Origin of the sequence: Duganella sp. CF458 (assembly GCF_900113115.1) — a bacterium.
Classification (GTDB): domain Bacteria; phylum Pseudomonadota; class Gammaproteobacteria; order Burkholderiales; family Burkholderiaceae_D; genus Rugamonas.
Map to the genome: position 1 here is coordinate 1 of NZ_FOOF01000046.1, position 2936 is coordinate 2936.

Below are 2936 nucleotides of genomic sequence, written 5' to 3' on the forward strand. Positions count from 1 at the left end.
GGCAACGCCAGCAGTTCCGGCGCACCGGCCAGGTGGCCTTTCCAGTAATCGAGCTGCGCCTGCAGTGCGGCACCTTGCAGCCATTCGCGTTGCCAAGCCGCGTAATCCGCGTACTGGATTGCCAACGCAGGCAACGGGTCGGCCTGGCCCTGGCTGAAGGCGGAGTACAGTGCCGCCAGCTCGCGTACCAGAACGCCCAGCGACCAGCCATCGGAAATGATGTGGTGCTGGCACACCAGCAGGACATGTTCGTCGTCGGCGACCTTCAGCAGCATGCCGCGCGCCAGCGGACCGGCAGCCAGGTCGAACAAGGTGCCGAAGACTTCGCGCTGCGCCGCCTCCAGCGCCTGGCCGCGTGCATCTTCGTCCAATGGCGACAGGTCGCGCTCCTGCAGCGCAAAGCCGGCCGATACGGCAGCAATGCGCTGTACCGGTGTATCGCCTTCGAGCTCGAAGGTGGTGTGCATGCTTTCGTGGCGGGCCACGATGCGGTCCAGCGCAGCGCGCAAGGCGGCAACGTCCACCTGGCCATGCAGGCGCAGGCCGCCCGGCATATGGTAGGCAGCGCCGGCCGATGCGTCGAGCTGGTCCAGGAACCACAGGCGCTGCTGGGCCCAGGACAGCGGCAACGGCTCGCTACGGTCGGCCAGCACGATCGCGCCCATGCCGGAAGCTTCCGCTTCAGCCACGCAGGCAGCCAGTGCCTGCAGTCCAGGTGCGGCAAACACGGTGCGCAATGGCAGCTCGACACGCATCGTTTCGCGGATGCGCGACACCATGCGCACTGCCAACAGCGAATGGCCACCCAGCTCGAAGAAGTGGTCGTGGCGGCCGATGCGCTCTACACCCAGCAACTCTTGCCACAACGCGGCCAGTGTCGATTCCAGCTCGCCCTGCGGTGCTTCGTACTCGCGGCGGCTCAGCGCCGATGCATCCGGTGCTGGCAGCGCCTTGCGATCGAGCTTGCCGTTCGGGTTCAGCGGGAATTCGGTCATCGCAACGAAAGCCGCGGGAACCATATGCTCCGGCAGCTCGCGCAGCAATTCGCCACGCAACGCTGCCTGGTCGATCTCGCCGTCAGCCAGCAGGTACGCCACCAGGCGCTTGTCGCCCGGCTGGTCTTCGCGCGCCAGCACGACCGCTTCGCGGATGCCTTCGCAGGCCACCAGCTTGGCTTCGATCTCGCCCAGTTCAATACGGAAGCCGCGGATCTTCACCTGGAAGTCGTTGCGTCCCAGGTATTCGATATTCCCATCCGGCAGCCAGCGACCCAGGTCGCCGGTCTTGTACATGCGTGCATTTGCTGCTGCGCTGAACGGATCACGAACAAAGCGTTCCGCAGTCAGCTCCGGGCGATTCAGATAGCCGCGGGCCACCTGCACGCCACCGATATGCAGCTCGCCTGCCACGCCTACTGGAACCGGCTGGCCATGTGCATCGAGCACGTACATGCTGGTGTTGGCGATCGGACGGCCGATTGGCACGATGTTCGGCCAGGCTTCCTCGGTGCAGTCGAACCAGGTCACGTCGACAGCAGCTTCGGTCGGGCCGTACAAGTTATGCAGTGCCACCTGCGGGAATTGCTGGCGGAAGCGAGCGCGCAGTTGCGCAGGCAGCGCCTCACCGCTGCAGAAAACCTGGCGCAGGCCGGTGCCCTGCCAGTTGCCTGCCGCGTCCACGAATACTTGCAGCATTGAAGGCACGAAGTGCAGCGTGGTGACGCCAGCGGTATCGACCAGCTCACGCAGGTAATCCGGCGACTTGTGGCCTTCCGGACGGGCGATTGCCAGGCGGGCTCCGGCCAGCATCGGCCAGAAGAACTCCCACACCGAAACGTCGAAGCCGAACGGGGTTTTCTGCAGCACGCAGTCACCCGCACCCAGCGCGAACTCCTGCTGCATCCAACGCAAGCGGTTCGCCACTGCGCCGTGTTCGTTCATCACGCCTTTTGGCTGGCCGGTTGAACCGGAGGTGTAGATCACGTACGCCAGGCTGTTCGCGTCCAGCGGCACATCCGGATTATGTTCCGCCCGATCGGCGAAGCCGTCCAGCAGCACCTTCGGCGCGTCGCATTCCAGGCTTTCCGACAGCGCGCCTTGCACCAGCACCGCCTTCGGCGCGCAGTCGGCCAGCATGTACGCCAGGCGGTCTGCCGGATAGGACGGATCGAGCGGCACATAGCCGGCGCCAGCTTTCAGGATGCCGAACATGCCCTCCACCATCTCGATACTACGCTCGGCGCAGATTGCCACTCGGTCATTCGGCTGCACACCCATGCCGATCAGGTGATGTGCCACGCGATTGGCGCGGGTGTTCAGTTCCGCATAGGTGACCTCCTGATCGTCGAATACCAGGGCGACTGCCTGCGGATCGCGCGCCGCCTGCTCTTCCAGCATCTGGTGCAGCAGTACCGTGCCTTCATATTCAGTCGCTGTTGCATTGAAGCCGGACAGCACCTGCTCACGCTGAGCGGCGCTCAGCAGCGGCAGCTCAGCGACAGCGGCACGATCGTTGTGCGCCATGCCTTGCACCAGCTGCATGAAACACGAAACAATGCGCTCCGCAGTGGCCGCGTCATACAGATCGCTGGCATATGTCAGGCTGCCGGCCAGCTCACCGTTAACCTCGGTCAAGGCCAATGCAGTATCGAATTGGGTAGTCGTGCGTTCCTGCTCGATGCCACTCAACTCCAGCCCTGGCAGGCTGAATCTCTCGGCACCGCCCTGCGGGCTGACGGTCAGCATGGTCTGGAACAGCGGGCTATGCGCCATGCTGCGCTGCGGTTGCACCGCTTCGACCACCTGCTCGAACGGCACGTCCTGGTGGGCATAAGCGTCCAAGGTCAAGGCTTTGACCTTGGCCAGCAACTGCGCCACGTCCAGGTTGCCGTCGGTCGACACGCGCAGGGCCAGCGTGTTGACGAAGAATCCCATCAG

At 64.4% G+C, this 2936-nt stretch carries 1 protein-coding gene; it reads right to left on the reverse strand.

The window, feature by feature from the left end:
- Positions 1-2936, reverse strand: a 2936-nt coding sequence (locus tag BM269_RS28835; protein WP_139232913.1) for a non-ribosomal peptide synthetase, incomplete at both ends; no start/stop codon positions are given.